The organism is Halapricum sp. CBA1109 (genome assembly GCF_009741825.1).
Lineage (GTDB): Archaea > Halobacteriota > Halobacteria > Halobacteriales > Haloarculaceae > Halapricum.
This window is the reverse complement of sequence record NZ_WPCA01000146.1, coordinates 1-6,555: the sequence shown is the minus strand read 5'-3', so window position 1 is coordinate 6,555 and position 6,555 is coordinate 1. Positions and strand designations below refer to the sequence as shown.

7 protein-coding genes and 1 pseudogene are annotated in these 6,555 nt (G+C 64.7%); 4 read left to right on the top strand and 4 right to left on the bottom strand.

Going from position 1 to position 6,555, the window contains the following annotated elements:
• A partial coding sequence (locus tag GJ629_RS13390; protein ID WP_157513497.1) for an MBL fold metallo-hydrolase occupies positions 1 to 1,060 on the top strand: 1,060 nt, incomplete at its 5' end.
• Here the strand turns inward: GJ629_RS13390 and GJ629_RS13385 are convergent.
• The gene (locus GJ629_RS13385) at positions 1,057 to 1,350 is read right to left on the bottom strand and encodes a DUF6432 family protein (protein WP_157513496.1); all 294 of its coding nucleotides are present in this window, start codon (positions 1,348 to 1,350) and stop codon (positions 1,057 to 1,059) included. The genes GJ629_RS13390 and GJ629_RS13385 overlap by 4 nt on opposite strands.
• A gap of 97 nt (positions 1,351 to 1,447) precedes the next feature.
• On the opposite strand from GJ629_RS13385, the gene GJ629_RS13380 reads away from it, so the two are divergent.
• Both GJ629_RS13380 and GJ629_RS13375 read left to right on the top strand, forming a co-directional pair.
• On the top strand, positions 1,448 to 2,209 hold the full coding sequence (locus tag GJ629_RS13380) for a hypothetical protein (RefSeq protein WP_157513495.1): 762 nt from the start codon (positions 1,448 to 1,450) through the stop codon (positions 2,207 to 2,209).
• Between the two features lie 50 nt (positions 2,210 to 2,259).
• Positions 2,260 to 2,652, top strand: coding sequence for a DUF5611 family protein (locus tag GJ629_RS13375; RefSeq protein WP_157513494.1), 393 nt, complete (start codon positions 2,260 to 2,262; stop codon positions 2,650 to 2,652).
• Here GJ629_RS13375 and sepF read toward each other — a convergent pair.
• From sepF to GJ629_RS13360, 3 genes are all read right to left on the bottom strand, one after another.
• The gene (sepF, locus tag GJ629_RS13370; RefSeq protein WP_157513493.1) at positions 2,649 to 3,008 is read right to left on the bottom strand and encodes a cell division protein SepF; all 360 of its coding nucleotides are present in this window, start codon (positions 3,006 to 3,008) and stop codon (positions 2,649 to 2,651) included. The genes GJ629_RS13375 and sepF overlap by 4 nt on opposite strands.
• A 107-nt stretch (positions 3,009 to 3,115) precedes the next feature.
• Positions 3,116 to 4,162, bottom strand: coding sequence for a cell division protein FtsA (locus GJ629_RS13365; protein WP_157513492.1), 1,047 nt, complete (start codon positions 4,160 to 4,162; stop codon positions 3,116 to 3,118).
• 11 nt (positions 4,163 to 4,173) lie between these two features.
• Positions 4,174 to 5,181 carry a hypothetical protein gene (locus GJ629_RS13360; RefSeq protein ID WP_197428611.1) on the bottom strand — a complete coding sequence of 336 codons (1,008 nt, stop codon included), beginning with the start codon at positions 5,179 to 5,181 and terminating at the stop codon, positions 4,174 to 4,176.
• A 159-nt stretch (positions 5,182 to 5,340) separates the two neighbouring features.
• Here GJ629_RS13360 and GJ629_RS13355 point away from each other — a divergent pair.
• Positions 5,341 to 6,503, top strand: a pseudogene (locus GJ629_RS13355) (NAD(P)/FAD-dependent oxidoreductase).
• Positions 6,504 to 6,555 lie beyond the last annotated feature (52 nt).

Sequence of the window (6,555 nt, the reverse complement as noted above, 5' to 3'; positions counted from 1 at the left end):
CCGCGACCGCCCCGCCGTCGACCAGTGGCGACTCGACGGCGACGCCGTCGCGTTCACTCACGTCCCGCGGGCGAAACTCCTCCAGGCGAAGGCGACCGAGACGCTCGAGGACGTGGTCGCCGACATTGAGGGCGAGGGACCGATCACCGTCGTCTGCGCGGAGGGGCGTGCGAGCGACGAGGTGGCCGCGTTCCTCCGCGAGGCGGGCCACGACGCGCGGAACCTCACCGAGGGGATGGAAGGGTGCGCACGCCTGTACGAGGCCGTGGAACTCGACGCCGACCCGACCGTCCTCCAGTACCAGCGCCCCTCCAGTGGCTGTCTGAGCTATATGATCGTCGACGGCGACGCGGCCCTCGTCCTCGACCCACTCGCGGCGTTCGTCGACCGCTATGTCGCCGACGGCGAGGAGAGGGGTGCGACCGTCCAATTCGCCGTGGACACGCACGTCCACGCCGACCACGTCTCGGGCGTGCGGGAACTGGCCGAGGCCACGGACGCGACGGCCGTCGTCCCCGAGCGAGCACGCGAGCGCGGCCTCGGATTCGAGGCGGCGACCGTCGGCGACGGCGACACCCTCGACGTTGGCGGGACGGCCGTCGAAGCGGTCTACGCACCCGGCCACACGACCGATATGACGGCGTTCCTCGTCGGAGGCGTCCTGCTGGCCGGCGACAGCGTGTTCGTCGAGAGCGTCGCGCGGCCGGATCTGGAGGTGGACGACGACGGCGTCGCGGACCTCGCGCGAGAGCTCTACGCGACGCTGCACGACCGCTTTGGGGCCTTCGAGGACGGGACGCTCGTCGCGCCCGGCCACCACGGCGAGGGCGTCACTCCCGGTAATGACGGGAGTTACACCGCGACGCTGGGGACGCTCCGGGAGACGCTGGCGCTGTACGGGCTCCCCGAGGCCGCGTTCGTCGACCGGATCACGTCCGGTATCGGCCCGCGCCCGGCCAACGACACCGAAATAATCGCGATCAACCTCGGACACCGCTCGGTCGACCGCGAGACGGCTCTGGAACTGGAACTCGGGCCGAACAACTGCGCGGCCGGCTAGAACGGGAACCGGTCCCGGATGTCGTCGAGAAGCGAGTCCTCATCGGGCGGTTCGCCGGTCGTGATCACGCCCTCGTCGGGGACGATGACCGTCCGCTGGCTGTCGTTGTGGACCTCGATGAGGCCGTCGGCTTTCAGTCTCGCCAGCGCGTCCTCGATAGTATCTATCTCGACGTCGACGTGCGAGCGAAGTTCGAACACCGTCAGTCCCTCCTCGGCCCGGTCTGCCAACGCGTCGAGCAGCGCCACCTCCGCGTCGTCCCGGTCACGATACTCCTCCTTCGCTCTCATACCGTTGCGTTGGACTGCAGTCGTCTTATAGGATTGGACCGGTCCGGGAGTGGCCCATCCAGTACGCTTATAATCCGAACGGAGCCACGTATTGACAATGGGTATCAAGTGTTCGCTTCTCGGACACAGCTTCGACGACGGCACCGTCGAACGCGAGCGCGAAGAACAGGGGAGTGAGGTCGTCATCACGATCCGTGAGACCGAGACCTGCACGCGCTGTGGCCAGGAACGCGTCGTCTCGGAGAACAAGGAAGTGACGACCCTCGAAACGCCGGACGACGTCGGGGCCGAGCCGACACCGCCCGAACCGGACCCGGAGCCCGACCCGGTCCCGGAAGCCGAGTCGACCGACGACAAGACCGTCCCGACCGTCGAGGAACCGACCGAGGAGACGACCGAGGAACCGCCTGTCACCGACGACGCCGAGATTCTCGACGACGACGAGGAGGACGACACCGACCGCGAACCCGGCCAGTGGCCACAGGAGGCCGACCCCGACACCGCCGAGGACGAGGACTTCGACCAGTACGGCTACGTCGAGGACGACCCCGAAGACGCGGCGGTCGTCGAGGGCGACGACGCGGAGTTCATCGACGACGACGGCGACGCGGAGTTCATCGACGACGGTGACGACGAACCGGCCGAGCAGTCGGCCGCCCGGACCAACGCTTGGCCCTCCGAGCAGGAGGGCGCCGATGAGAACGGCCAACCGACCGGACCGGGAGCCGTCACTGTCCCCGACGGGGAGTTCGTCTGTGGCAACTGCGGATTCTCGACGCCCGTGGAGTCCTCGTCGCTTCGGGCGGGCGACTTCTGCCCGGAGTGTCACAAGGAGACACTCGAACAGGTCAGAGAGTGACCACGGCGAAGGGAAACGGGTATACCGGACCCCGAGTAAAGCACGTCCATATGGAAGAGTACAAGATGCGCCGAGGGGAGCACCTCAGCGACCGCATCCCCGATATGGAAGCGACCGTCGAGGACTACTTCGGCCCCATCACCGGGACCGAGGAGTACAACGGCAACGACCTCTACGTCATCGCGGACCCGGACAACCCGGTGTTCGACCGCGTCACCGTCGGCGCAATCGAGTACAGCAGCAAGAAGGACAAACTCGCGCTGGACATCGAGGAGCGCCCGGCCGAGAAGATCATCGCGGAGGGCCTCACCGACGCGGCCGAGGACGCCGTCAGCGCCAAAAACGAGTTCCTGCTGGAGGCGACCGGTCGTGACGCCAAGGCCCGCCGGGACTCGATGAAACGCGCCGTCGAGGACGAACCCGACGAAGTCGACGACGTCTAACGACCCAGTCGCTCGCGGCTGATCGAGACGCCCGAGGGCGTGATGATCAGTTGGTCGTCGTCTTTCTGGACGATGTCGCCGCCGACTTCCCGAGCGACGCGCTTGAGTTCGTCCGTGATGTGTTCCATCGTCTGGTCTTTGGTCGTGTGTCGCGTGATGTCCGCGATGACGATGTCGCCGTCGTAGACGGCGTCTTTGATCTCCATGATGTCCTGTTTGTCGCCGATGCGTGCGATACGGACCGTCGTGTCCGCCTCGGGCGCTTCGCCCTCGGCCATCTGTCCGTCCAGTTCGACGTAGTCATCGGTTCGGCGGGAGCCCCCCGAGTCCCCGATGAGCTTGTCCATAAATCCCATACAGTTCCCACCGAGTGCGGCCCAAATAAGGTTTTACCATACGTCTGACGCCGGCGGCGCCGTGGCTGTCGGTCGAGTGCGAAAGAAACTCCGGGGTGGTCGGTGCGTCAGTCCTCGGCGGAGGCGGCCTCGGCTTCGTCGTCGGCCTCTGCCTGGTCGTCGCCGGTGCCGGCCTCGTCCTCGTCGCTGCGGGCCGCGACCAGCCCACCGCGGGCGACGGAGTACATCGGCTCCTCGGCGTGGGTGACGCCGCTGATCGAGAACGGGATGTTGGCTTCCTCGAGGTGGCGCTCGAACAGTTTCGTGAAGCCGTCGGGCATCGAGGTACCGCCGGTGACGACGACCGGCACGTCAAGCCCTTCCTCGATGTCCTCCTCGTCTATCTCCTTGGTGATGTTCTCGATGACGTAGTCGAGCAGGTTCTCGTAGTAGATGGACAGGGCGCCCTCGACGCCGCCGACGTCGGTCTGGAAGTCGAGTTCGAAGTCCTCCTCTTTGATCGAGGTGACCTTGTCGACGGGCGTGCCCGTGGCCTGTGCGGCCTGCTCGTCGACCCAGTCGCCGCCGCGGGCGACCGAGAACTTCATCACCGGCACCGCGTAGTAGGCCAGACAGACGTTGGTCATCCCCGCGCCGAAGCTGATGCCCAAGCCGGTGAAGTCGTTGTCGGCCAGCTCGGAGTAGATGACGGACATCCCCTCGTTGATCGGTTGGGCGTCGTAGCCCATGTCGTCGAGGAAGCTCCCGATGGTCTTCTCGTGGTACAGCGTCGAGAGCTCCGAGTCGATGGGGTCGGCCGGCGAGGAGAAGTACAGCTTCTCGTTGGGGTAGTTCGGGGACCCGACCACCTGCTCGACGATGAGCTTCATCATCGGGATGGCCGACTTCTCGTCGCTTGAGAGGATGCCGTGTTTCATCGGACGGCGTGTCTCCTTGTTGAAGATGTTCGCAAAGTTCAGCGCGTCGTCGCCGACAACGTACACCTTGTCGTCTTTCCGGATGTGCAGTACATCGCTCCGCGACAGCATCTGTTCGGCCATATCGGAGTACTCGATCTCCACGAACGAGTTCCGCTGCTGGACGAACACGGTTTCGTTACCTTCCTGCTGTGCGGAAAGGATGTTCATCGTACCAACGTCGAGTCCTTTCGCCATGTTCTTCACAACTAATGGTGGTTTAATAAAACTATGTGAAAGACACCATATAGATAATCGCTGGAACTATTTATCGGCTGAAAAAGAGTGCCTAAGGCCCTCACTGTCGGGGAGTTAGGACAACCCGAGGAAGGATTTGAATTTATCCACGAGCCCCGACTCGGCGTCGCCGCGGCCTGTTGTTTCTTTTCTTCCTCGCGGCGCTGTTTGAGTTCGGTCAGCGCCGAACTCTGGTCGTCGACAGTCGACGTCGAGCGCTGCTCTTTCTTCTCGCCGCCCTTCAGCGCTTTCAGTCCCTGCACTTGCGCGTCGGTGCTCTCCGAGCGAGTGACCTCGACGGAGTCGGTCTGTAGCCCCGAGGTGTCTATCTCGGACTCGTCGATGTTCAGCGACAGGGAGGTCCCCTCGTCGCGTTCGACCCCGCCCCACGTGATGTCCACGTCGGCCATCGCCTCCTCTATGTCCCGCTCTATCTCCTCGTCGCTGATCGTCTCCTCGGGTTCGTCTTCCTCCATCGGCTCGATGTCCGCTGGACCGGGCTTGTACCGCTGGATCTGGTGGGCGACCAGCGCCGCGCCCGTCGCGGCCAACACGACGGCAAGCCCCAGTCCGTACAGCAACACGACCGGGCCGCTGGCGTCACTGCCCGCGACGTTCCAGTCGTAGGGGTACAGTACCGAGAACCACACGACGGCGACGAACGTCACCACGGACCCGGCCGCGCCGGCGTAGACGGCCCGTCGCTTCACCGGGAGCAGTACCAGCACGCCCAGAAGCGCTGTCGGCAGCGACACCATCCCGAGGGCGTAGGCCGGTTCGCGCCACGCCCAGAAGACGCCGGTGTCGTACTGGAACGTCCCGCTGTACAGGAACAGGACGAGTCCCACGCCCGCGAGCAGGATACCGACGAAGAACAGCCCGAATCCGAGGTACACGTCCGTCCGGGTGTCCGGCTCGCCGATGTACTCGCGGTACAGATCGAAGAGCGCGTTGTCCGGAACCGAATCCTCGTCACTCATTATTCTGTGTTTATCACCCCCTCTGTAATTATTGTTCCCCCACGTGTGGGCAGGCTTGCATTGTCCGTCGACTGATAGGAGAAGGGAATAGTCCCCTCCCAACGGCCAGACGAGCGCGAATCCAACAGGTTTGTATCGGGCCGAACCTGAAGGGCCGGTATGACTGACACCGTCGTCGTTCTCGGGTCCGGGTACGCAGGGGCTGGTGCCGTCCAGAGTCTGGAATCCGAGTTGGGGTCGGACGCGGACATCACGTGGATTTCGAACGTCGACTACCACCTCGTGCTCCACGAGACACATCGCTGTATCAAAGACCCCTCCATACAGGAGAAAGTCACAATCCCGGTCGAAGAAGTCAAATCCTCCGGCACACGATTCATCGAGGGGCGCGTCGAAGACATCGACGTCGCGGACCGCGAGATATCCCTCGCCGACGACTCGACGGTCGCCTACGACTACCTCGTCACCTGTATCGGAAGCCGGACGGCCTTCTTCGGTATCGACGGCCTCCGCGAACACGCACACACGATGAAGAGCCTCGACGACGCCCTCGGCATCCACGACGACGTGCGCGAGGCCGCCCGCGAGGCAACCCAGAGCGACCCCGCACAGGTCGTCGTCGGCGGGGCCGGCCTCTCGGGCATCCAGGTCGCCGGCGAGATAGCCGAGTTCCGCGACGACAACCGCGCGCCCATCGACATCCACCTCGTCGAAGGGCTGGACAACGTCTTCCCCAACAACGACCCCGAACTCCAGGGCGCGATCCAGCGCCGCCTCGAAGCCCGCGACATCGACATCCTGACCGGCGAGTTCATCGGCGAAGTGGACGAGCAGACGGTGTACGTCGGCGAGGAGACCGAACTCGACTACGACGTGCTGGTCTGGACCGGCGGGGTCACCGGCCACGAGTGTATGGCAGAGGTCGAGTTGGAGAAAGACGAGCGCTCCCACCGCATCAACGCCGAGACGGACTTCCAGACCGACGACGAACGCGTGTTCGCCATCGGCGACTGCGCGCTGGTCGACCAACCGGACGGCGAGCCCGCGCCGCCGACCGCACAGGCCGCCTGGCAGGCCGCCGAAGTGGTCGGCGAGAACGTCGCCCGACAGATGCGCGGCCAGCCCCTGCAAAGCTGGACGTTCAAGGACAAGGGGACGGCCATCTCCATCGGCGAAGCGCCATCGGCCACGACGTGATGTTCTTCCCCATCGAGACGTTCGGCGGCCTCCCGGCGAAGGTGCTAAAGAAGGGCATCGCCGCGCGCTGGATCGCCGACATCGCCGGCGTCAAGCGCGCGGTGAAGGCCTGGCCGGATATGTAGAAACCCACTTTTTACAGATCGGGGGTTTCCTCGCTTCGCTGCGGAAACCCCC